Origin of the sequence: Rossellomorea sp. YZS02 (genome assembly GCF_033963925.1) — a bacterium.
Taxonomy (GTDB): domain Bacteria; phylum Bacillota; class Bacilli; order Bacillales; family Bacillaceae_B; genus Rossellomorea.
Genome location: NZ_JAXBLY010000001.1, coordinates 300,177 through 323,575, shown reverse-complemented (window position 1 = coordinate 323,575; position 23,399 = coordinate 300,177). Strand labels below are relative to the sequence as shown.

At 44.5% G+C, this 23,399-nt stretch carries 18 protein-coding genes; 17 read left to right on the top strand and 1 reads right to left on the bottom strand.

From position 1 onward, the window contains the following. Window positions 1-108: 108 nt before the first annotated feature. The 8 genes from dnaE to SLH55_RS01530 all read left to right on the top strand — a co-directional run bounded on the left by dnaE (window position 109) and on the right by SLH55_RS01530 (window position 11,281). The gene (gene dnaE / locus SLH55_RS01565; RefSeq protein WP_320322356.1) at window positions 109-3,459 is read left to right on the top strand and encodes a DNA polymerase III subunit alpha; all 3,351 of its coding nucleotides are present in this window, start codon (window positions 109-111) and stop codon (window positions 3,457-3,459) included. Between the two features lie 161 nt (window positions 3,460-3,620). Continuing rightward, window positions 3,621-4,859, top strand: a complete 1,239-nt coding sequence (locus tag SLH55_RS01560) for an NADP-dependent malic enzyme (RefSeq protein WP_219166726.1) — start codon at window positions 3,621-3,623, stop codon at window positions 4,857-4,859. After that, a complete protein-coding gene (locus tag SLH55_RS01555) occupies window positions 4,859-5,515 on the top strand; it encodes a FadR/GntR family transcriptional regulator (protein ID WP_320322355.1) in 657 nt (218 codons plus the stop codon). Before SLH55_RS01560 ends, SLH55_RS01555 begins: the two co-directional genes overlap by 1 nt. 134 nt (window positions 5,516-5,649) lie before the next feature. Continuing rightward, on the top strand, window positions 5,650-6,519 hold the full coding sequence (accD, locus tag SLH55_RS01550) for an acetyl-CoA carboxylase, carboxyltransferase subunit beta (RefSeq protein ID WP_219166728.1): 870 nt from the start codon (window positions 5,650-5,652) through the stop codon (window positions 6,517-6,519). After that, window positions 6,513-7,493 (top strand): acetyl-CoA carboxylase carboxyl transferase subunit alpha, encoded by a 981-nt coding sequence (accA, locus tag SLH55_RS01545; protein WP_219166729.1) that lies wholly within the window; start codon window positions 6,513-6,515, stop codon window positions 7,491-7,493. Before accD ends, accA begins: the two co-directional genes overlap by 7 nt. A gap of 326 nt (window positions 7,494-7,819) precedes the next feature. After that, window positions 7,820-8,779 carry a 6-phosphofructokinase gene (gene pfkA, locus SLH55_RS01540; RefSeq protein ID WP_219166730.1) on the top strand — a complete coding sequence of 320 codons (960 nt, stop codon included), beginning with the start codon at window positions 7,820-7,822 and terminating at the stop codon, window positions 8,777-8,779. 30 nt (window positions 8,780-8,809) lie between these two features. Further along, window positions 8,810-10,570, top strand: a complete 1,761-nt coding sequence (pyk, locus tag SLH55_RS01535; protein WP_219166731.1) for a pyruvate kinase — start codon at window positions 8,810-8,812, stop codon at window positions 10,568-10,570. A 324-nt stretch (window positions 10,571-10,894) separates the two neighbouring features. After that, window positions 10,895-11,281, top strand: coding sequence for an FxsA family protein (locus tag SLH55_RS01530; protein WP_320322354.1), 387 nt, complete (start codon window positions 10,895-10,897; stop codon window positions 11,279-11,281). A 466-nt stretch (window positions 11,282-11,747) separates the two neighbouring features. Here the strand turns inward: SLH55_RS01530 and ytvI are convergent, their stop codons facing one another. Further along, entirely contained in the window at window positions 11,748-12,854 is a 1,107-nt protein-coding gene (gene ytvI, locus SLH55_RS01525; protein WP_219166733.1) for a sporulation integral membrane protein YtvI, read from the bottom strand. Window positions 12,855-13,012: 158 nt separating this feature from the next. Between ytvI and SLH55_RS01520 the strand changes: the two genes are divergently transcribed. The 9 genes from SLH55_RS01520 (at window position 13,013) to SLH55_RS01480 (ending at window position 23,282) form a co-directional block, all read left to right on the top strand. Next, window positions 13,013-13,471, top strand: coding sequence for a DUF441 domain-containing protein (locus SLH55_RS01520; protein ID WP_219166914.1), 459 nt, complete (start codon window positions 13,013-13,015; stop codon window positions 13,469-13,471). Window positions 13,472-13,796: 325 nt separating this feature from the next. Further along, entirely contained in the window at window positions 13,797-14,915 is a 1,119-nt protein-coding gene (citZ, locus tag SLH55_RS01515; protein ID WP_320322353.1) for a citrate synthase, read from the top strand. A 116-nt stretch (window positions 14,916-15,031) separates the two neighbouring features. Continuing rightward, entirely contained in the window at window positions 15,032-16,306 is a 1,275-nt protein-coding gene (gene icd / locus SLH55_RS01510; RefSeq protein ID WP_320322352.1) for an NADP-dependent isocitrate dehydrogenase, read from the top strand. 78 nt (window positions 16,307-16,384) lie between these two features. Further along, a complete protein-coding gene (gene mdh, locus SLH55_RS01505; RefSeq protein ID WP_219166915.1) occupies window positions 16,385-17,323 on the top strand; it encodes a malate dehydrogenase in 939 nt (312 codons plus the stop codon). Between the two features lie 593 nt (window positions 17,324-17,916). Next, window positions 17,917-18,393 (top strand): MaoC family dehydratase, encoded by a 477-nt coding sequence (locus SLH55_RS01500; protein WP_320322351.1) that lies wholly within the window; start codon window positions 17,917-17,919, stop codon window positions 18,391-18,393. Window positions 18,394-18,603: 210 nt separating this feature from the next. Next, entirely contained in the window at window positions 18,604-19,323 is a 720-nt protein-coding gene (locus SLH55_RS01495; RefSeq protein ID WP_320322350.1) for a response regulator transcription factor, read from the top strand. Further along, window positions 19,320-21,089 carry a two-component system histidine kinase PnpS gene (gene pnpS, locus SLH55_RS01490; RefSeq protein ID WP_320322349.1) on the top strand — a complete coding sequence of 590 codons (1,770 nt, stop codon included), beginning with the start codon at window positions 19,320-19,322 and terminating at the stop codon, window positions 21,087-21,089. Before SLH55_RS01495 ends, pnpS begins: the two co-directional genes overlap by 4 nt. A 302-nt stretch (window positions 21,090-21,391) precedes the next feature. Further along, window positions 21,392-22,354, top strand: a complete 963-nt coding sequence (gene hflK / locus SLH55_RS01485) for an FtsH protease activity modulator HflK (protein WP_320322348.1) — start codon at window positions 21,392-21,394, stop codon at window positions 22,352-22,354. Beyond that, entirely contained in the window at window positions 22,347-23,282 is a 936-nt protein-coding gene (locus SLH55_RS01480; protein ID WP_320322347.1) for a protease modulator HflC, read from the top strand. The genes hflK and SLH55_RS01480 overlap by 8 nt, the downstream gene beginning before the upstream one ends. Window positions 23,283-23,399 lie beyond the last annotated feature (117 nt).

The following is a 23,399-nucleotide window of genomic DNA, read 5'->3' as shown; positions in this document are numbered from 1 at the left end:
ACGATAACTATATGGGATTCGGGGACAAGATATGAGGGAGAACATATTTTCTTTTTTTCGGTTTCTTTCTTATAATAAAGGTATATTGAGAAAAAGGTTGTGCATAGTATGTCATTTGTTCATTTACAAATAGCGAGTGCCTATAGTCTCTTGTCTAGCACGATATCGATAAATGGACTTGTACATAAAGCGAAGGAATCAGGCTACAAGGCGCTTGCCTTGACGGATAAAAATATGATGTATGCCGCGATCCCTTTTTATAAGGCGTGTTTAAATGAAAAGATAAAGCCGATCATCGGATTGACCGCAGATATCGCCTCGGAGGAAGGTTCCCATCCCCTCATTCTCCTCGTGAAAGATCAAAGTGGCTACCAGAATCTATTGAAAATCTCCAGTGCCATCGGGGCAAAATCCAAAGAAGGATTACCGCTGAAGTGGCTCTCATCCTACAGTAAGGGATTGATCGCCATCACTCCAGGCGTCAAGGGTGAAATCGAGAGCCTGTTACTGAGTGGTGAAAAAGAAAAAGCGAAGGAGTGCATCCGCACCTATCAGCAGATGTTCGGACGGGATTCCTTTTATGTAAGCATCCAAAACCACGGGACTTCGTCTGAAGATACGCTTATCCCCATGCTTCAGCAGGTGGCAAATGAAACAGGTGCGGAATTGGTGGCGACCAATGATGTGCAGTACCTCGAACAGGAGGACCATTTTGCCCATGAATGCATGGGAGCGATCCGTGACGGGGTGAAACTGTCTGAGGATGACCGGGACGTACTGGAATCGCAGGAGTATTACTTTAAGGGAAAAGAGCAGATGGTGGAATTATTCACCGATCACATCACGGCCCTTGAAAATACAATGAAGATTGCGGACCGCTGCAACTTGACAATTCCTTTCCATCAGCAGCTCCTTCCAAAATATCCATTGCCAGAAGGAGTATCTGCACTTCAGGAATTGACTCATCTTTGCGAAAAAGGATTAAGTGAGCGGGTACATACCATTTCTGATGAATACATCGAGCGTCTGGATTACGAGCTTGACGTTATCGGGCGAATGGGTTTTAGCGATTACTTCCTGATCGTATGGGATTTCATGAAATACGCGAAGGAGAGAGGGATCCTGACAGGACCGGGACGTGGGTCGGCAGCCGGTTCCCTCGTGTCGTACGCATTGAATATTACGGATGTGGATCCGATTGAGCATCATTTACTGTTTGAACGATTCCTCAATCCGGAACGTGTGTCCATGCCCGATATCGATATTGATTTCCCGGATCACAGGCGTGATGAAGTGATTGAATATGTGGAAGGGAAGTACGGCAGCCTCCATGTCGCCCAGATCATTACGTTCGGGACGTTTGCAGCGAAAGCGGCGCTCCGGGATACGGGTCGTGTGTTCGGATTGAATATGAAGGAGCAGGAGCAATTATCCAAGCTAGTTCCGAATCAGCTGGGGATCTCTTTGAAGGAAGCGTATGAAAAATCGAAGGGATTCCGCGAATTTGTGATGAGCTCCGATCATTATAAGAAATTGTTTCAGACGGCTCTTAAACTCGAAGGACTTCCGAGGCACACCTCCACTCATGCGGCAGGAGTCGTGATGAGTGAAGCACCTTTAGTGCAGTGGATACCGATCCAGGGGAGTTCATCGGGAATTCATCTGACCCAATATTCTATGGATATTTTAGAAGAAATCGGGTTGCTGAAAATGGATTTCCTTGGTCTTCGCAACTTAAGCATCTTGGAAAGAATCGTGAAAAACGTACAAATGGGAAGCAATAAATCGTTCGCCATCGAGGCGATCCCAATGAATGATGCCAAAACGTTCGAGTTATTGAGTAAAGGTCAAACCAATGGGATCTTCCAGCTTGAATCGGATGGAATGAGGAATGTGCTAAAAAGGCTTAAACCCAATTCCTTTGAAGACATCGTCGCGGTAAATGCCTTGTATCGTCCGGGTCCGATGGAGAATATCCCGACGTATATCAAACGGAAGCATGGAGCGGAACAGGTGGAGTATCCCCATCCTGATTTGAAACCGATACTTGAAATGACTTATGGCGTCATCGTGTATCAGGAGCAGATCATGCAGATTGCTTCGAAAATGGCGGGATTCTCCCTCGGGGAAGCAGATCTCCTCAGAAGGGCCGTTTCCAAGAAGAAGAAGGATGTCCTCGATCAGGAGAGGGAGCATTTTGTTTCCGGTTCCATCCGGAAAGGTTATAAGGAAGAAGTCGCTCATACGATTTATGATTTGATTGTCCGTTTTGCCGACTACGGTTTCAACCGGTCACATGCGGTTGCCTATAGTATGATCGCCTATCAGCTTGCTTACTTGAAAGCCCATTATCCTGCATTTTTCCTGTCATCACTCCTGACTTCTGTCGTAGGGAATGAAACGAAGGTGGCTCAGTACATACGGGAAGCTACACAGTATGGGATTGAAATTTTACCTCCGTCCATCAATAGCAGTCAGTTTGTGTTTACGGTCGAAGGAAAGAATCGGATTCGCTACAGTATCGGTGCGATTAAGGGTATCGGCGCGGCTGCTTTAAAGGAAATCATCCGCGCGAGAAAGGAAAAGCCTTTTCAGGATCTGTTCGATTTTTGCATGAGGGTTTCAACGAAGACGATCAACCGGAAGATCTTAGAGAATCTGGTGTTATCGGGGGCATTTGATGAATTCGGAATCGATCGTGCTACATTGCTTGCGAGCCTGGACGTTGCGGCTCAGCATGCGGAACTTGTGAATCCTGACGACGACCTTGACCTGTTCCATGAAGAAGAAGCGTTTATGTTGAAGCCTAAATATGTGGAAGTGGATGATATGACCATCGACACAAAGCTTCAGTTTGAGAAGCAGGTCCTCGGCCTTTACTTATCGGATCATCCTGTTTCATCCTACCGTCCTTTATTTGAGGGACTTGGATTGCTGCAGATAGCCGATCTTCAGAAAGGATCGAAAATCTCACTTGGCGCTTATATTACCGGGGTGAAGTCGATCCGTACCAAAAAAGGGGAAGTGATGGCTTTCCTTGAAATCGGCGACGAGAGCGGGGAGATGGAAGCGGTGGTGTTCCCTAATGTTTACAAAAATAACATGCCGCTGCTGAAAGAAGGGAATATTATCCTATTCGGAGGAAATGTAGAAGACCGCAACGACAAGCTTCAATTCATTGTGAACCAGTTGGAAACGATGGAAAGTGTACAGTCAAGGGTGAAAGAGAGCAGCCAAAAACTCTATTTGAAAATCGCAGTAAATCAGGATGATGAAGCGTGTATGGAGGGGATCCATCAAACGATTCAACGGTTTAAAGGCAAGAATCCCGTCATCGTTTACTATGAAAATGCGAAGAAGAGTGTAAGACTTCCGGACCATCTTCGCATCACCCCGTCACAGGAGGCACTAAAGGAATTGTCCCGGATTCTTGGCGAGGCAAATGTCATATTACAATAACATACTTTACTAAAACCATATTTTATATTATTGTTTAATAGAAAAAGGTGGTCTGACCACCTCTGAACTTATTATTTTACTTATACCATTTTACATTTAGAAGATCCGTCAGAGTCCGGATCGATCCATAGCATGTAAAAGAATAGAAGGAGTGAGTCAATTTGTCATTACGTGAAGAAGCTCTGCATATGCATCGAGTGAATAAAGGGAAATTAGAGTCTAAGTCCAAAGTGGAAGTCCGAAACGCGGATGACTTGAGTCTAGCTTACTCCCCGGGGGTGGCGGAACCCTGCAAGGTGATTTATGACAAGCCTGAAACCGTCTATGATTACACGATGAAAGGGAATATGGTCGCAGTCGTGTCCGATGGTACGGCTGTACTGGGTCTTGGAAATATCGGACCTGAAGCGGCTCTTCCCGTTATGGAAGGAAAAGCGGTTCTATTCAAGAGCTTTGCCGGGGTGGATGCATTTCCGATTTGCTTGAATACAACGGATGTGGACAAGATCGTTGAAACCGTCAAGCTTCTTGAACCGACATTCGGAGGAGTGAACCTGGAAGACATCGCTGCACCGAACTGCTTTGAAATTGAAGAGCGCTTGAAGAAAGAAACCAATATCCCTGTGTTCCACGATGATCAACATGGTACAGCGATTGTAACCGTGGCGGGACTTGTGAACGCTCTCAAGATTGTCGGAAAGAAAATGTCCGAGATCAAAGTCGTGGCGAACGGTGCCGGTGCTGCCGGTATGGCCATCATCAAACTCCTTTATCGTTACGGCGTAAGGGATATCATCATGTGTGATTCCAAAGGTGCGATTTACGAAGGTCGTCCTGAAGGAATGAACTCGACGAAAGACGAAGTGGCGAAGTTTACGAATCGTGATCACATCAAGGGCGGCCTTGCAGAAGTATTGAAGGATGCCGATGTGTTCATCGGAGTGTCCGTTGCAGGTGCTTTAACGGAAGAAATGGTTTCTTCCATGAAGCAGGATCCGATCATCTTTGCCATGGCGAACCCGGTTCCTGAAATTATGCCGGAACTTGCGAAAGCAGCTGGAGCCAAGGTAGTGGGGACAGGTCGTTCCGATTTCCCTAACCAGGTGAATAATGTCCTTGCCTTCCCGGGAATCTTCAGGGGTGCACTGGACGTCCGTGCGACTCACATCAATGAAAAAATGAAGCAGGCTGCCGTTGAAGCGATCGCAGCACTTATTACAGAAGACGAATTGAATGCGGATTATGTCATTCCTGCACCTTTCGATAAGCGTGTCGCTCCGGCCGTTGCTGCAGCAGTTGCGAAGACAGCGATGGAAACAGGGGTTGCCCGCTTAAAGGTAGATCCGGAAGAAATCCGTAAGAAAACGGAAGATTTAGCGGTTATCGGGAAGAGTGAATGATGACAGAAGTGAACTCTCTCCATACACACGCTAAAGTATATATTGGAATTGTTCACCAGTTGAGAGAAATGATATCGAAGGACTGCCTCAAGCCGGGAGATAAGATTCCATCAGAGAGAGAACTGTCCGAGCGTTTGAACGTTGGACGGTCCTCTGTGAGGGAAGCACTCCGGGCCCTTGAATTGTTGGGGCTGATCGAGACACGCCGGGGAGAAGGAACCTTTCTGAGGGATTTCAGGGATCATCACCTGATCGACCTTCTCGGCATGTTCATCCTGCAGGACGACATGGCTCAGGAAGATATCCTTCAAACGAAGATGATGATTGAAAAAGAAGCGCTGAAAGCTTTGTTTATAGATAAAAAGAATACAGATTCCTTACAAGTGTTGGTTTCTGAATGTGAGAATCTGGACGACGTGTTCAGGGAAATTGTGATGATCAGTTCGAATTTTTTATCGCAACGGATCTGGAATATCCTGAATGATTTCGAAACCTTGATCTGCGGTGAAAAGAAGCTCACTGAAGATATGAGGAAAGAATTGATCAGAATGCTCCACGGCATCGATCATGGAGAGAAAGAGACTGTGCAAGAGACATATAGAAGGGTTAGGAAAATTGTCGATGAAGATGCGACAATTTCCAACATCTTTTTTTAAACACTTCCATTAAACTGATAGTCAAGCAGTTTTATACCATGCATTTACTATAGAGAAGCGAATGGGCAGCTGTCGTGTCAGGGGATATTTCCCCGCTGAAGTAAGCTACTGTCATTCGGTAAGGAGGTTTCACCTTGCTAAAGGAACTTTTTAACAAATCGAAAAAGAAAAAATATGCAACGATTCCTTCTGAAGCGGCTAAACATGACGTTCCGGAAGGCATCATGACAAAATGTCCTGATTGCAAAAAAATCATGTATACGAAAGAACTTCAAAAGAACTTAAAGGTGTGCATCCATTGCGGATATCATCATAGTATGAGCTCACCAGAGAGAGTCGATAGTTTTATAGATGAAGGCACGTTCAAGGAACTGGATCAGGACCTGACTTCGGCGAACCCTCTGAACTTTCCTGATTATGAGAGTAAAGTGGACAAGGACCGTAAGAAAACGGGCATGAATGAAGCCGTGCTGACCGGATCAGGAAAAGTAAACGGCATTGAAGTCGTGACAGCCATCATGGATTCCCGATTCAGAATGGGAAGCATGGGGTCCGTTGTCGGAGAGAAAATCACGAGAGCCATCGAAGAAGCCGATAAACGGAAGGTTCCGTTCATCATCTTCACTGCTTCAGGCGGGGCCAGGATGCAGGAAGGTGTCCTCAGCTTAATGCAGATGGCGAAGACCAGTGTAGCCCTGAACCGTTTGAGCGAAAACGGGGGACTCTTCATTTCGATCATGACCCACCCGACAACTGGTGGTGTATCGGCAAGCTTCGCGTCCGTAGGCGACTATAACTTCGCCGAACCGGGAGCATTGATTGGCTTCGCGGGCAGACGGATCATCGAGCAGACGATTCGTGAGGACCTGCCTGAGGATTTCCAGACTTCCGAATTTTTATTGAAACATGGACAACTTGATGGAGTCATTTCAAGACTCGAGTTAAAGGAAAAGATCGGGACAGTACTTGATATACATCAGTGGGACGGTGAGCTGCCATGGTAAATGAGATGGAATTTGAAAAGCCGGTACTAGAGCTTAAGAAGAAGATTGCCGAACTGAGGGAATTCACTCAGAACTCAGATGTCGATTTATCAAAAGAAATCGAGAAGCTGGAGACTCGGCTTACAAAGCTTCAAAATGATATTTATGAAAACATGAAGCCGTGGGAAAGGGTTCAGGTTGCCCGTCATCCTGAGCGTCCGACCACGCTTGATTACATTGGATATCTCTTTACGGACTTTATCGAAATGCACGGGGATCGTCTGTATGGGGATGACGAAGCGATTGTTTCAGGCGTCGGGAAGTTTCACGATGTCCCCGTGACGATCATCGGTCACCAACGAGGGAAAGATACGAAAGAAAACATTCGCAGGAATTTCGGGATGCCACACCCTGAAGGATATCGTAAAGCGTTACGCTTGATGAAACAGGCGGACAAGTTTAACCGCCCGATCATCTGCTTTATCGATACAAAGGGTGCGTACCCCGGGAAAGCCGCGGAAGAGCGTGGTCAAAGTGAAGCCATTGCACGGAACCTTGTTGAAATGGCCGGCCTGACCGTTCCCGTCATCTGCGTCGTCATCGGTGAAGGGGGAAGTGGCGGTGCATTGGCCCTTGGAGTCGGAAATCATATTCTTATGCTTGAAAACTCCACATACTCCGTCATCTCTCCTGAAGGGGCAGCTGCGATCCTCTGGAAGGATTCGACTCAGGCGAAACGAGCGGCTGAATCCATGAAGATCACGGCTCCTGATTTAAAGGAGCTTGGAATCATCGATGAAATCATTACGGAAGTAAAAGGTGGAGCCCATAAAGATGTCGAAGAACAGGCGAAATATATCAACGACGTCCTTAAGGGCTCATTGAAAGAGTTGATCCCGATGAAAAAGGACGAATTGATTCAACATCGCTACGAAAAATTCAAGGCGATGGGTGAATATTCCGTTTTAAATGATCTAATCGGGGTAAAATCATAAAGAATGATGGACTGACAAATAGGAAATACCTTTTGTCAGTCTTTTTCATTCAATCCTTAAGAATATACGGTTTGTGACGATATTTTGAAGGTTTTAACAATTAAAACGCTTCCATTTAATAGATTATTTCGTCTTTTGCGTTTCCATCTAGTAACTTGTTGAGAACCTTGAACCTTCGTGTTATTTTAGAAATAATCCATAGTCTATTGGTCCATAATAATGTAATGAATGCAAACCGGGAATTTCCTTTTCTTTGATTTATGTGAAACGATTAACAATACCATTCATTTACATATAAAGGCATATTTCTTAATGAGGTGATCGTAGTGAAAAAGATTGGTGTATTAACAAGTGGTGGAGATTCACCAGGAATGAATGCAGCCGTCCGTGCAGTTGTGCGTAAAGCAATCTTCATGGATATAGAAGTATACGGAATATATCAAGGGTATAATGGGTTAATCAACGGGAACATCAAGAAGCTCGAGCTTGGTTCTGTCGGTGATATCATTCACCGCGGCGGAACGATGCTGTATACAGCCCGTTGTGAAGAATTCAAAACAAAAGAAGGTCAGAAAAAAGGGATCGAGCAATTAGAAAAACACGGCATCGAAGGACTTGTCGTCATTGGTGGAGACGGATCTTACCAAGGGGCAAAAGCCCTGACTGAATGGGGTTACCCATGTGTCGGTGTACCTGGTACAATTGATAATGATATTCCAGGGACAGAGTATACGATCGGTTTCGATACAGCTCTTAACACAGTTATCGATGCCATCGATAAAATCCGTGATACGGCGACATCCCATGAGAGAACGTTCATCATCGAAGTAATGGGACGAAACGCAGGAGATATCGCTCTTTGGGCAGGACTTGCCGGTGGAGCTGAAACGATTCTCATCCCTGAAGAAAAATTCGACCTTGATGACGTCGTGAACCGTTTGAAAAAAGGACAGGAACGCGGCAAAAAGCACAGTGTCATCATTGTCGCAGAAGGTGTCATGTCCGGAAATGAATTCGCGAACCGTTTCACGGAAGCAACGGGAATGGATACGCGTGTTTCCGTTCTTGGTCACATTCAGCGCGGTGGAACGCCGACTGCTGCAGACCGAGTATTAGCTAGCCGCTTAGGGGCTCATGCCGTTGAATTATTGGCTGCAGGAAAAGGCGGCAGAGCGGTAGGAATTGAGAAAAATCAATTAGTTGATTACGATATTATAGAAGCACTTGCCAAGCCACATGTCATTGATTTAAATATGTACAGACTTTCCAAAGAGCTTTCAATCTAAATTGTTGTAAGATTTCAGGAGGTAAAGAAAATGAGAAAAACGAAAATAGTATGTACGATCGGTCCTGCCAGTGAAAGTGTAGAGAAGTTATCACAACTGATCGAAGCAGGAATGAACGTTTCCCGCTTGAACTTTTCACATGGTGACCATGAAGAACACGGACAGCGTATCGTCAATATCCGCGAAGCAGCCGAAAAAGCCGGCAAAACAGTCGGTATCCTGCTTGATACAAAAGGTCCGGAAATCCGTACGAACAATATGGAAGGTGGGGCGATTGAACTGACTCAAGGTTCAAACGTCATCGTTTCCATGAAAGAAGTACAGGGAACAACAGAAAAATTCTCCGTTACATACGAAGGATTAATCGATGATGTTCATGTTGGTTCTAAAATTCTTCTGGATGACGGATTAATCGGTTTGGAAGTAACGGAAATCGACAAAGCGAACGGTGAAATCCACACATACGTTGCCAACAGTGGAACACTTAAAAATAAAAAAGGTGTTAACGTACCTGGTGTATCGGTGAACCTTCCTGGTATCACGGATAAAGATGCAAGTGATATCGTATTCGGGATCGGACAAGGCGTAGACTTTATTGCGGCTTCGTTCGTCCGTCGTGCATCCGACGTCTTGGAAATCCGTCAATTATTGGAAGAGCACAATGCGTCTCATATCCAAATCATCCCTAAGATCGAGAACCAAGAGGGTGTCGACAATATCGATGAAATCCTTGAAGTGTCCGATGGGTTGATGGTTGCTCGTGGAGACCTTGGTGTTGAAATCCCTGCGGAAGAAGTACCACTGGTTCAAAAGATGCTGATCAAGAAATGCAACTCTTTAGGGAAGCCTGTCATCACAGCAACTCAAATGCTTGATTCTATGCAGCGCAACCCAAGACCGACAAGAGCGGAAGCAAGTGACGTTGCCAACGCCATCTTTGATGGTACGGACGCGATCATGCTTTCTGGTGAAACGGCAGCAGGTTCATACCCTGTAGAAGCGGTCCAAACGATGCATAACATCGCATCAAGAGCAGAAACGGCGCTTGATTACAACGCGATCCTATCTTCACGCAGCAAAGACAGCGAGCACAATATGACGGATGCCATCGGGCAATCAGTTGCATACACGGCTCTTAATCTTGATGTGAATGCGATCGTCGCTCCGACCGAGAGTGGTCACACGGCACGCATGATCTCTAAATATCGTCCGAAAGCACCAATCGTTGCTGTGACGGGTACAGATTCTGTATCACGCCGTCTGGCACTTGTCTGGGGCGTACATCCAACACTTGGACGTAAAGTGACGACGACTGATGAAATGCTTGACATGGCTGTTGAAGAGAGCGTCAATTCAGGTATGACGAAGCACGGAGACCGCATCGTTATCACAGCGGGTGTTCCGATCGGTGAATCAGGAACGACGAACTTGATGAAGATCCATGTAGTGGGCGACGTCGTAGCTAAAGGTCAAGGAATCGGCCGCAGATCTGCTTACGGTAAAGCAGTAGTAGCGACAACAGCTGAAGAAGCGGTAAAGAACACTACTGAGGGATCTGTCCTTGTGACGATCGGTACGGATAAAGAAATGATGCCTGCCCTTGAGAAGTGCTCTGCACTGATCGTAGAAGAAGGCGGCCTGACAAGTCATGCAGCTGTAGTAGGAATCAACTTAGGTATTCCTGTAGTGGTTGGTGTTGACCATGCCACTTCATTATTCAAGAATGGCCAGGAAATCACAGTGGATGCTACTCATGGCGTGATTTATAATGGGTATGCTAGTGTACTGTAAGTAGATATTTGTTAGGAACCAGAGTCTTTTGTGGCTCTGGTTTTTTTATGCTAATGGGGATGGATGTCAATTTTAGGCTTTGGCACAAGTTTTGGTGAAAGTGGCACAAGTTTGGTTGGACGCTGTTGAACAGATTGGTCAAGGTGCCGCAATCAACGCTGATATTGCAGAAAAAAACAACAAAATCACCCCAACTAACCTCCCCCCTCCTACAACCATAAAACAATACCAAACCAGACCCAATCCCCTCACATAATACATATAATCTCTAATATGCTATAATAGAAAGAAGCAAGCACTCTAAACCTAATGGAGGAATCCATCATGAGATATATGCTTTTACTATTAATTATCATACCGGCACTTGAAATTGGCTTATTGGTTCTTTCCGGACAGGCCATTGGTCTTGTTCCGACAGTGTTATTGATCATTACGACCGGGATCCTGGGTGCGTACCTTGCGAAGAAGCAGGGGATCGAGACAATTAGAAAAGCGCAGCGGGATATGCAGTATGGCCAGCTTCCGGGAGATGCCATCATGGATGGACTCTGTATTCTAGTAGGTGGGGTCGTCCTATTGACGCCAGGTTTCATTACCGATGCCATTGGTTTCCTATTACTTCTGCCGGCCACAAGAAAAATGCTCAAACCTTTCATCTACCGATTATTCAAACGATGGATCAATAATGGGAATGTCATCATATACAGATAATACAAAGCACTGCACAGTGAAGATAACGGGTTTACTTGTGAGGTGCAATACGGTAAAATTCACAATTAAAAAAGGCTTAGAGATAGCACTATCTCTAAGCCTTTTTTGATAGAAACCACTTGTAAGTTGTATAAGAGCAGGAGATGCTAAAGCATGTCCGACTAAAATAAGCGGAGAAATTCCGCTTATTGAGAAAATAATCCTGAATATAAGTTGAATAGACGGAATTATTCCGGCTATTTACTCAAAAAAGCCGGAATAGTGGGATTTTCCTTTACTTAAACGGAAAAATTCCGCCTATTTACCCAGATTCAATCTCGATTCTGAAGGTTAACCTTACTTACTCCGCTTATTCTATCTCTCGAAATAACCCACTGACGAGATCTCCAAACTCGAGCATACTTTCTAATCATTATTCCATATCCTGGGCTGATGCACAGCACATCTAATGTAATCGGGTTAAAAGCTATTTTACACCCATAATGAATTTCCACGTATCTTCAAACACTCCTGCACGCTTCAAAGTGGAAAGGATCACGAGCACCACTGGTCCTACAATCAAACCTAAAAATCCAATCAACTTAAAACCGACAAACAGTGCAATCAAGGTGGCAAGGGGATCGAGCCCGATGCTTGAAGATAATACTTTCGGTTCCATGATCTGACGTTGGACGACGACGACCATGTAGAGAACCGACAAACCGATTCCGAGGCCGACGTTGCCTGTGATGAACTCATAGGCGATCCAAGGGACGAATACCGCACCGGTTCCGAGATAAGGCAGGATGTCAACGAGACCAGTCACGAGGGCGATGGTTATTGCGTAATCTACTCTCAGGATGATCAATCCGATCAGTACGATGATCGCGGTGATCGAGATGAGGGTGAATTGAGCCCGGATGAAACCGAACAGGGCACGCTTTAAGTCGATGAATACTTTTCTTCCACTGCTCATGGCTTTCCCTGGAATGATTTTTTCTGCTTTAGCAGATAATGTATACCAATCCTTACTGATGAAGAACGTGGCCAGTGCAGCGAATATCAAGACAGATGCGGCATTTGGGATCCACGAGATCAGCTGAGGCAGTTTGGTGAAAAAGTTTTGCAGGAAATCGCCTGCGGATGTGGCAATTTTAGTTCCGGCTGTCTGGATATTTTCAAGTATCGTATCCTGTTGTCCGGCTTCAAGGTTTTTAAATAAACCGGCGAGTTGATTATAAAGCGGGATGACCTGTCCGACGATGATGTCCTCTGCATATGTAACAAGGGTTTGAACATGCTTGGGCAGTTCTTCTGCTAAGTAATTGGCTCCGGAGACGATTTCGGCAATCAATAATGTGATGAGTCCTGCAAATATGGCGACGATCAGAATGAGGGACAGGGTCACTGCCCATATCCTCGGAAGCCATTTTTCAAGTCCGTTCACCAGGGGATTGATCAGTAAGGCGATGGCAACGGCAATGATGAATGGATAGGCAAGCTTCCATATGTAATAGAGTGAAATCAATGAGAGAATGATGATCGCTACCACGACCAGGAAACGGATCGTACGATAAACATAGTCTAAATTCAAGGGCTTCCCTCCTACCGAGTCTAGTAATTCTATTTTATCGGAGACAGGAAATGAAAGGAAGATTTATTTACGGTGGTTTCAGTATTTTGTGAAAGATGGATAAAGTTGATATGGTAGGATAATGATTGGAGTACATAAAGGGGAGGCAGATGAAGGATATGACACAGCCGTTCATGTTTTTACTGCTTTTATTAGGAATCGGTTTGATTGCAAAAAATCAATCCATTATTATAGCCGTAGCATTTTTGATTGTTTTAAAGGTACTGGGAATGGATGAAAAAGTATTCGCGTCGATCCAGTCGAAAGGGATTAATTGGGGTGTTACCGTCATCACGATTGCGGTACTCGCACCGATTGCAACGGGAGAAATCGGTTTTAAGGATCTCTTTGATTCGTTGAAGTCCCCATATGCCTGGATTGCTCTTGCCTCTGGTATGGCCGTGGCATTGATCGCAAAGAACGGGTTAATCCTATTGGAGGATGATCCTCATCTCACGACGGCACTGGTTCTCGGAACGGTCCTCGCTGTGGCTTTATTTAGAGGGGTTGCGGTGGGACCTCTGATTGGCGCAGGCATCGCCTATCTCGCAATGAAAGTGTATGAATTTTTCCTTTGAAGCGTCGCTTTGGATCACACCGGGCGATTCCTTTTTTGTTATGGTTTATTTTTCTAGAAAAATAATTTTTATAGAAATTGGTGCGTTTTCATTCACAAAAGTCAGATAATTGTTTATAATAGGAAATGTAAGCGCATCCCAAGCTCTCGTGTTATCATAGGAGGAGCCGGGAATCATTTTTTGTATAGGAATTGAGCAATCGCTCAACGTGTTTATTTACGTTCTTTTTAAACAAGCCTACTAGATTTAATAGATCGTTTTGTAGGGTTTTATACTCATATGAAAATGGGTAAAAGAGAAATAACTATCAAAAGGAGAGGTTATTATGACAGCAACTCGCGGATTAGAAGGAGTTGTAGCAACAACATCATCTATCAGTTCGATCATTGACGACACTCTTACATATGTTGGCTACAACATTGATGATTTAGCAAACAATGCAAGTTTCGAAGAGGTAATCTACCTATTATGGCATCTGAAATTACCTAACCCATCGGAACTTCAGGAATTCACAGAGCTGTTAGCAGCCAACGCTGAACTGCCTAAAGAAGTGCTCGAGCACTTCAAGATGTATAACATTAAGGAAGTTCATCCAATGGCCGCTTTACGTTCTGCCGTTTCCTTACTGGGCTTATATGATGACAAAGCGGATGTAATGGAAGACAAGGAAAACTACTTGAAAGCCGTTCGTCTTCAAGCGAAGATCCCGACGATCGTCACAAGCTTTGCCCGCATCCGCAACGGTCAGGAACCGGTTGCACCACGTAAGGACCTGGGGTTTGCCGCTAATTTCTTATACATGCTGACAGGAAAAGATCCAGAGCCTGTTGAAGTTGAAGCATTCAATAAAGCGCTTGTCCTTCATGCGGATCATGAGTTAAACGCTTCCACGTTCACAGCACGTGTATGTGTGGCGACTCTATCAGACGTCTACTCAGGTGTTACCGCTGCAATTGGAGCTTTAAAAGGGCCTCTTCACGGTGGTGCGAATGAGCAGGTTATGAAGATGCTTACTGAAATCGGTTCTGTCGATAAAGCAGAAGAATATATCCTGGACAAGTTAGAAAAGAAAGAAAAAATCATGGGCTTCGGTCACCGCGTATACCGTCAAGGGGACCCACGTGCGAAGCATCTTAAAGAAATGTCCAAAAAATTAACTGAATTAACAGGACAAAGTAAATACTACGAAATGTCCGTTAAGGTAGAAGACGTATTTACGTCTAACAAAGGCTTGCCGCCAAATGTTGATTTCTACTCAGCATCTGTCTACCACAGCTTAGGCATCGATCATGATCTATTCACTCCGATCTTTGCTGTAAGCCGTGTATCCGGCTGGTTGGCGCATATTCTTGAACAATATTCCAACAACCGCCTGATCCGCCCGCGTGCTGATTATGTAGGGCCTGGCAAGCAGGAATATGTACCTGTTGATCAAAGAGGTTAATCATCAATATTTACAAATAGTAAAAATATTGGTGTAATAATAAGAGAAGGGGAATGACTCAACATGCTTAACTAATGGGTCATCCCCTTTGATAATGAAAAAATGGAGGTTACATAATGACACAAGGTGAAAAAATTACAAACCAGAATGGCCAACTTAATGTGCCTAACAATCCAATCGTCCCATTCATTGAAGGTGACGGAACGGGTCCAGATATTTGGGCAGCAGCTCAACGCGTCCTCGATGCTTCTGTAGAGAAAGCATACAAAGGCGAACGCAAGATTTCCTGGAAAGAAGTATATGCTGGGGAAAAAGCATTCAACAAAACAGGCGAATGGCTTCCGAACGATACGCTTGAAGCAATCCGTGAATATTTCATCGCAATCAAAGGTCCACTTACGACTCCTGTCGGCGGCGGAATCCGTTCATTGAACGTGGCGCTTCGCCAGGAATTGGATCTATTCACATGCCTGCGTCCAGTACGTTACTTCGAAGGTGTTCCTTCACCGGTTAAGCGTCCTGAAGATACTGATATGGTCATCTTCCGTGAAAACACTGAAGATATCTATGCAGGTATCGAGTACGCTAAAGGTTCTGATGAAGTGAAAAAATTAATCAGCTTCCTGCAAGATGAAATGGGCGTTAACAAAATCCGTTTCCCTGAAACATCAGGTATCGGAATCAAGCCTGTATCTGAAGAAGGGACAAGCCGTCTTGTACGTGCAGCGATCAACTACGCGATCACTGAAGGCCGTAAATCAGTAACGCTTGTTCACAAAGGAAACATCATGAAGTTCACTGAAGGAGCTTTCAAAAACTGGGGTTACGAGCTTGCTGAGAAAGAATTCGGCGACAAAGTATTCACTTGGGCTCAATATGACAAGATCAAGGAAGCTGACGGATTGGAAGCGGCTAATAAAGCTCAATCCGATGCTGAAGCAGCAGGTAAGATCATCGTGAAGGATTCAATCGCTGATATCTTCTTACAACAAATCCTTACTCGTCCAGCTGAGTTTGATGTAGTAGCTACAATGAACCTAAACGGAGATTACATCTCTGATGCACTTGCAGCTCAAGTAGGTGGAATCGGTATTGCTCCTGGAGCAAACATCAACTACGAAACAGGACATGCGATCTTTGAGGCGACTCATGGAACGGCTCCTAAATATGCAGGTATGGATAAAGTGAATCCATCTTCTGTTATCCTTTCAGGTGTGCTAATGCTTGAACACCTTGGCTGGTCAGAAGCTGCTAACCTGATCACAAAATCAATGGAAAAAACAATCGCTTCTAAAGTAGTAACATATGACTTTGCCCGTCTGATGGATGGCGCAACAGAAGTGAAATGCTCTGAGTTCGGTTCTGCTTTAATCGAAAACATGGAAGCATAATAATTTGACATAAGGATGGGGTGCTTCGTAAAGGGGCACTCCTTCCTTTACATAATGACATGAATAGGAGGAATCATGATGGCCATTAAACGTAGAAAAGTATCTGTTATTGGTGGAGGTTTCACCGGGGCGACAACGGCACTGATGCTCGCTCAGAAAGAACTTGGAGATGTGGTATTGGTTGATATTCCGCAAAACGAGGATCCAACGAAAGGGAAAGCGCTGGATATGCTTGAAGCGAGCCCTGTACAGGGATTTGATTCAAACATCATCGGTACGTCCAATTACGAGGATACAAAGGATTCGGATATCGTTGTCATCACTGCAGGGATTGCCCGGAAACCGGGTATGAGCCGGGATGATCTCGTTCAGACCAATCAAAAGGTCATGAAATCAGTTACGCAACAAATCGTCAAGCACTCACCTCACTGCTACATCATCGTCTTGACCAATCCCGTGGATGCCATGACCTATACCGTGTTCAAGGAATCCGGGTTCCCGAAAGAACGCGTAATCGGCCAATCGGGCGTATTGGATACAGCCCGCTTCCGTACGTTCGTCGCTCAGGAGCTGAACCTCTCTGTGAAGGATATCACCGGATTCGTACTCGGTGGCCACGGAGATGACATGGTTCCTCTTATTCGCTACTCTTATGCAGGAGGCATCCCGCTAGAGACGTTGATCCCTAAAGACCGCCTTGACGCCATCGTTGAGCGTACCCGTAAAGGAGGGGGCGAGATCGTAGGACTTCTCGGTAACGGAAGTGCCTACTATGCTCCAGCAGCCTCACTCGTCCAAATGGTCGAAGCCATCCTTAAAGACCAGCGCCGCGTCATCCCGGCCATCGCCTACTTAGAAGGCGAATACGGATTCGAAGGCATCTATCTAGGTGTCCCGACCATCCTAGGCGGAAACGGCCTCGAAAAAATCATCGAACTCGAACTGACCGAAGACGAAAAAGCTGCACTGGCCAACTCCGCAGACGCTGTTAAAAACGTGATGTCTTCATTAGCTTAACGACATAATCAAAACTGGCTTCCATTATGGAGGTCAGTTTTTTTTGTTGTTTTGATTCTTTACCAATGACTGTGCCTATAATTAGGATTCAATAATCAGGAAATGCGCTGTAAATAAATAATAGAAGAGGAGAGGGGACTGCTCCACTTGAAGATAGCGTTTGGCAATCTTTATCTCCAACGACCAGTGTAGATCTTCTTAGAAGAAGTTGTGGTTATAATAGATTTTGAAGTAGTGAAAAATATACCCCGATAGTTGATTGGAGCGGAAGGATGCTCGACTCCTGCGGGAAAAGCTGGACAGGTGAGACCCCGCAGGCGCAGCCGAGGAGGCTCACCGCCAGCCCCGCGGAAAGCGAGCATCCTGGAGCAGAAATCAACCAGCACTCGCTCCGTAAAAAAATATTACTATGCAATCTCTTCTATAGAATTAGTCACTTCTTCAAAGAAGGATCAATATAGAAGATTTCCCAGTCACGCGTAAAAACTCTTTGTATGGAAACCCTAAAAATGATAAAATACTAATAGACAGACAATAAAAACAATTTTTATTATTTAAAATTGTAATCGTTTACATACTCGGAGGTGCTTCTTATGCTATTGGGGAAAAAGAGAAAACTCGGAAGAAAAATCGAAGAAATGACAGTGGGAGAAAAACTGACCCTGACAGAAAAAATTGAAGACAACGAACTGCTTCTGTATCTTGGGCTCACGAACGATGCCAATCCATTATACATTCAACACGATTACGCTTCACAAACACCTTTTAAAAAGCCAATCGTTCCATCGATCATGCTGACAGGAATCATTACATCGGCCGTTTCGAAATATTTGCCGGGGCCGGGCTCTCATATTGTAGAGCAAAACATTGAGTTCCCTAAACCGGTCTATCATTATGCTACTGTTCAATTTCTTTTTGAGGTGACAGAAGTAAATCCGAGTAACCATCTCGTAACCATTCAAGTTTTGGCTACGAATGAAGAGGATGAGAAAGTCATTAACGGGACCATCAAAGTTTGTCCACCTCATCACTTGGAAAAAATGAATAGCCATGCGTTAGAGAACTTCTAATGCGGAAAGAGGGCTGTGGTCGCATAGCTCTCTTTTTTATGCATGTAAATGATAATTATAAAAGACAAAGTGTATTCTATAAAAGAAAACTAATAAGTGTTAAATCTTCTTAAATGATGGTAACCCTGAAGATTTATATTATAATGAAAGTACAATTACATAAACGTTTGGATGTTGGGGTTAATTTTCTTTTGTATGGAGGCACATGATATGAGCAAAAAAATCTTGGTAGTGGATGATGAACAATCTATCGCAACACTCTTAAAGTATAATCTTGAGCAATCTGGTTATTCGGTTACAACGGTCCATGATGGTGAAGAAGGAAGGGATGCAGCGCTTGAACAGTCCCCGGACCTGATCATCCTTGACCTGATGCTTCCTTCTATGGACGGAGTAGAGGTATGCAAGGATTTACGACAGCGAAAGATCAATGTTCCCATCCTGATGTTGACGGCCAAGGATGATGAATTCGACAAGGTTCTGGGCTTGGAGCTTGGTGCGGATGATTATATGACAAAGCCGTTCAGCCCACGTGAAGTGGTGGCAAGGGTGAAAGCGATCCTTAGACGAAGTCAGGCAATCCAGGAAGCGGCGGATACAGTTGTTCAAGAACCGACGGATTACAAGGAAGTCGGGGAACTAAAGGTGTATCCGGAGCAATATGAAGCATATTTCCAAGGTGAACTGCTGGAACTTACACCGAAGGAATTCGAGCTCCTCTTATACTTAACGGATAATAAAGGCAGAGTGTTGACGAGAGATCAGCTCTTAAGTGCGGTTTGGAACTATGATTTCGCCGGTGATACGAGAATTGTGGACGTTCACATCAGCCACTTACGGGAAAAAATTGAATCAAATACGAAGAAACCGACCTACATTAAGACCATTCGCGGCCTCGGATATAAATTGGAGGAGCCAAAAACTCGATGACCAAATTTAGAACAAAGCTCCTATTTGCATTAATTACCTTGATCATTGCTGTTTTGATAGGGCTTGGGCTGCTTTTGGGACAAATTTTCAAGAACTTTTACTTAGATACATTCAACTCAAGGATCGAAAAAGAAGCGAGGCTTCTCGCAAGCTCCATTGAAGAGAACGGATCACCGAAAGAAATCAATCCGGACATGATCCAGGAATTGAGTGACATATTGGATGTAAGGATCACGATCCTTGATCAAGCAGGCAACGTGGTTCATGATACAGAAGCGTTGGAATCTTTTGTCGGCCCGCAGCAAGAGAGGATCGTAAAGGAAATCCATAAGAATTGGAATGTTAAGCATAAGCATAAAAAGCTGGTGACGTCTGAAAACGAATTTAGGTTTTATTGGTATCCGTTAAAGGATGCCAATGATCAGATGAAAGGACTCCTCGTCATGAGTGCAGAGGTGGATGCCCTTGAGAAAGGGACCCAGCAAATCTGGTTTGTTTTATCCATTTCCCTGGGACTCGCTTTGGTCCTTATCATCATCCTGGGATCCAGGATTACAGTGAGGTACACCAAACCTATAGAGTCTGCCACCAATGTTGCCATTGAGCTGGCCAAAGGGAATTACCGGGCCAGGACATACGAAGACCGGTTGGATGAAACGAGTATGCTAAGTACTTCCATAAATATTCTGGCAAGAAATCTTCAAGAGATGGTAAATGCCCAGGATATGCAACAGAATCGGTTAACGACCCTCATTGAAAACATGGGAAGCGCCCTACTGCTAATCGATCATCGCGGCTTTGTCGTATTGACCAACAAGACGTTCAGGGATTTCTTTAGTCTGAAGGAAAGTCAATTGAAGAAAGTACGATATCATGAGGTCATTCACTATCAGGAAGTGAATAAGCTCGTGGAGGAAATCTTCATGACGGAGGAACGACTACGTAAACAGATCCTCCTTCCTCATAAGCTTGATCGAAAGCATTATGAAGTGTACGGTGCCCCGATCATCGGGAACAATGACGAATGGAAAGGGATTGTCGTTGTATTTCATGACATAACCGAACTTAAAAAGCTCGAACAGATGCGTAAAGACTTCGTGGCGAATGTTTCACACGAACTGAAAACGCCGATCACTTCGATCAAAGGATTCTCTGAAACGTTGTTGGACGGAGCGATGAATGATCCAGAAACATTGAAGTCATTTTTAGACATCATCTTGAAAGAAAGTGACAGGCTGCAATCCCTCATCAAGGATCTGCTGGAACTGTCCAAGATTGAGAAACAGGGATTTGAGCTGGCCGTGGAGGAAGTGGAAGTAGCAGGGTTGATTGAAGATGTGATGCCGATTCTAAGAGAAAAGGCGAAGCCGAAAGAGATATCGCTTCAATCCGATTTCGAGTCAAGGGGACTGGCTGAAGTGGATTCATATCGTTTGAAGCAGGTCTTCATCAACTTGATCAGCAATGCCATTGTATATACGCCTAAAGGCGGGAATGTATGGATCACGCTTCAGGAAGATCAAGACAAAGTATACGTGAAAGTGAAGGATGATGGCATGGGCATCAGTCCTGAAGAGTTGCCCCGTATCTTTGAACGGTTTTATCGGGTTGATAAAGCGAGAAGCCGTAACTCCGGTGGGACCGGTCTTGGGCTTGCCATTGTCAAACATATCATTGAAGCTCATGAAGGAGATATAGAAGTGGAAAGTGAATTGAATCAAGGAACGACTTTCACTGTCTCGCTGAATAAGCAGTTTTTATCCTGATGTGCTAATCTGAGGGAATACTTAGTTTGTTTTCACTTATTTTACATTGTTTTTACAATAGCTTTAAATACAATTAACAATCAGGTGGTACGATACTAAGTGAAACCCCTTCATCCAAGGTGTTAAGAAAAGGCGAGAACCAACCCCGTTCTCGTCTTTTCGCTTTTTTATTTTTGAAAGCGCTATTATTACCCGGTCCGAATTGTCACCTTCTTTTAATATTCTTGAAACCTTTTTACCTTATGTCCGTATATCTTAGTAGGCAGAAAATAAGATATAGAGATAGAAAAGGGAGGGTGCATATGAGTTTGAAGCGTGTTTATACTGTGGCAGGAATGGTGCTTGCAGCCATTATTTTAATTGTTGTACTTCTTACGTCCTGGTATACCGTTGATGAATCCGAGCAGGCACTTGTGTTGACGTTCGGGGAAGCAGGGGAGCCGATCGTTGAACCGGGACTTCATTTCAAGATGCCATGGCCGATGCAGTCGGTGGAGGTATTGTCCAAAGAAACCTTCAGTCTTCAATTTGGATATGAAGAAAAAGACGGGAAGATTAAAGACTTTCCGAAAGAAACCAAAATGATTACGGGGGATGAGTACATCGTCCTCGCCGATCTCGTCGTACAATGGAAAATCACAGATCCGGAAAGCTATTTATTCAATTCGGATGACCCAAAGGAAATTCTGTATGATGCGACTTCTTCTTCATTAAGAAGCATCATTGGAAGTTCGTTGATCGATGATGCCTTGACGTCTGGAAAGGCGGAAATCGAAGCGGATGTCAGGGATTTGTTAACTGAGTTGATTGACGACTACGATATCGGTATTTCCATTCTTGCCGTGAAATTACAGGATGTTGAACTGCCAAACTCAGAAGTTCGTTCAGCCTTTACGGCGGTTACGGATGCCAGGGAAACGATGAACACGAAAATCAATGAAGCGAAGAAATATCGTAATCAGCGGACCAACGAAGCCCAAGGGGAAAAGGATGCGATCATTTCCAGGGCCAAAGGGGATAAAATCGCTCGTGTCGAGCAGGCGCGTGGGGACGTCGCCGTATTTGATAAATTGTACAACGAGTATAAATCCAATCCTGAAATCACCAGGAAACGACTTGTATTGGAAACCCTTGAAAATGTGTTGCCCAATGCAGAAATATACATCATGAAAGATAGTGGGGAAACGCTGAAGTATTTCCCTATCAGACAGATGGAGAATCAGAATCCTCCGTCGAAGCAGGAAGGAAGTGAAGAGAATGAGTGATCAAAACGTGTTTGATATCAATTCAAAGAAGAAAGAGCCCATTGAGTGGAGACGCTATACTAAATTAGGGATTTTTCTTGTGATTCTCATTGCCGCACTTTTGCTCCTGTTCACGAGTCTTTTCATTGTAAAAGAAGGGGAATACAAAGTCGTCCGTCAGTTTGGGGAAGTGGTCAGAATCGATAAAGATCCGGGATTGAAATATAAGATCCCGTTCATCCAGTCAGTAACGACGCTGCCGAAGCATCAAATGACGTATGACGTAACAGAAGCCGAAATCAATACGAAAGATAAAAAGCGTATGCTCATCGATAATTATGCCGTATGGCGCATTGAAGATCCTTTGAAAATGATCAAAAATGCACGGACGGTAATCAATGCCGAGACGAAGATGGAGGAGTTTATCTACTCGGTCGTTCGTTCAGAGCTCGGTCGATTGGAGTATGACGAGATCATCAATGATGAAAAATCGTCACGGGGAAGCTTGAACGATAAAGTGACAGATAAAGTGAATGAGTTGTTGAAGCGTGACGGATACGGCATCGTCGTTCAGGATGTCCGCATGAAACGAACGGATTTACCTGAAGCAAATGAAAACTCCGTCTACACACGAATGATTTCCGAGCGTGAATCCAAAGCGCAGGAATACCTGTCCATGGGAGATGCCGAGAAACAAAGGGTTACAGCGGAAACTGACCGTGAAGTGAAGGAACTGCTTGCTAAGGCAGGGGCGGATGCCAATGTGATCCGTGCCGAAGGAGAAGCAGAAGCCGCACAGGTGTATAACAAGTCGTTCTCGAAAGATCCAAGTTTCTATGATCTGTATAAGACGCTTGAAACGTATAAGAAAACAGTGGATGATAAAACAGTTATCATTCTACCATCTGATTCTCCGTACGCGAGGTTATTGATGGGGTATACGGAATAACAATCAGTACTCTTGGAGGGTGGCGTGGTCCATTCTTCAAGGGTTTTTTGGTTTTCTAAGCGTGGAATGGGAATGTTTGCAGGGCGTTCTCGTTGTTCATCACATTTTGGCACAAGT

Bases quoted from the DNA above. Each gene is read 5' to 3' on its own strand.
- dnaE (WP_320322356.1), top strand. From the start codon at position 109: ATGTCATTTGTTCATTTACAAATAGCGAGTGCCTATAGTCTCTTGTCT.
- SLH55_RS01555 (WP_320322355.1), top strand. From the start codon at position 4,859: ATGACAGAAGTGAACTCTCTCCATACACACGCTAAAGTATATATTGGA.
- accA (WP_219166729.1), top strand. From the start codon at position 6,513: ATGGTAAATGAGATGGAATTTGAAAAGCCGGTACTAGAGCTTAAGAAG.
- pyk (WP_219166731.1), top strand. From the start codon at position 8,810: ATGAGAAAAACGAAAATAGTATGTACGATCGGTCCTGCCAGTGAAAGT.
- SLH55_RS01530 (WP_320322354.1), top strand. From the start codon at position 10,895: ATGAGATATATGCTTTTACTATTAATTATCATACCGGCACTTGAAATT.
- SLH55_RS01520 (WP_219166914.1), top strand. From the start codon at position 13,013: ATGACACAGCCGTTCATGTTTTTACTGCTTTTATTAGGAATCGGTTTG.
- citZ (WP_320322353.1), top strand. From the start codon at position 13,797: ATGACAGCAACTCGCGGATTAGAAGGAGTTGTAGCAACAACATCATCT.
- icd (WP_320322352.1), top strand. From the start codon at position 15,032: ATGACACAAGGTGAAAAAATTACAAACCAGAATGGCCAACTTAATGTG.
- mdh (WP_219166915.1), top strand. From the start codon at position 16,385: ATGGCCATTAAACGTAGAAAAGTATCTGTTATTGGTGGAGGTTTCACC.
- SLH55_RS01500 (WP_320322351.1), top strand. From the start codon at position 17,917: ATGCTATTGGGGAAAAAGAGAAAACTCGGAAGAAAAATCGAAGAAATG.
- SLH55_RS01495 (WP_320322350.1), top strand. From the start codon at position 18,604: ATGAGCAAAAAAATCTTGGTAGTGGATGATGAACAATCTATCGCAACA.
- pnpS (WP_320322349.1), top strand. From the start codon at position 19,320: ATGACCAAATTTAGAACAAAGCTCCTATTTGCATTAATTACCTTGATC.
- hflK (WP_320322348.1), top strand. From the start codon at position 21,392: ATGAGTTTGAAGCGTGTTTATACTGTGGCAGGAATGGTGCTTGCAGCC.
- SLH55_RS01480 (WP_320322347.1), top strand. From the start codon at position 22,347: ATGAGTGATCAAAACGTGTTTGATATCAATTCAAAGAAGAAAGAGCCC.